Below are 422 nucleotides of genomic sequence, written 5' to 3'. Positions count from 1 at the left end.
CTGGCGCAGGCGCTGCGGGTCCAGTGCCTCTCCGCCGAAGATCACCACGCGCAGGGACAAATGCTCTTGGTAGGCTCGCGGCAGGCTGGTCAGCTGGCCGAAGGCCGAAGGCGTCTGGTTGAGCACCGTCACCTTCTGCACTTGCAGCAACTGCAGGAAGTCCTCGGGCGAACGGCTGACCCAGAACGGCACGACCACCAGCTTGCCGCCAGTGCACAGCGCACCGAAGATCTCCCACACGGAGAAGTCGAAGGCGTAGGAGTGGAACATCGTCCACACGTCCTCGGGGCCGAAGCCGAACCAGGCATCGGTGGCGTCAAGCAGCCGTGTCACGTTGCGGTGGCACAGCTGCGCGCCCTTGGGACGGCCGGTGGAGCCGGAGGTGTAGATCACGTAGGCGAGGTTCTCGCCGTGCAGGTCGA

The 422-nt window shown here is 65.6% G+C and carries 1 protein-coding gene; it reads right to left on the bottom strand.

What is annotated here, in order from left to right; genetic code table 11:
* The coding region (locus tag AC1DFC_RS29825) for an AMP-binding protein (RefSeq protein ID WP_478180593.1) at positions 1-422 on the bottom strand (422 nt) is incomplete at both ends.

It is taken from the genome of Variovorax sp. 10L421 (genome assembly GCF_056395365.1).
This window is presented reverse-complemented; position numbering and strand designations above follow the sequence as displayed.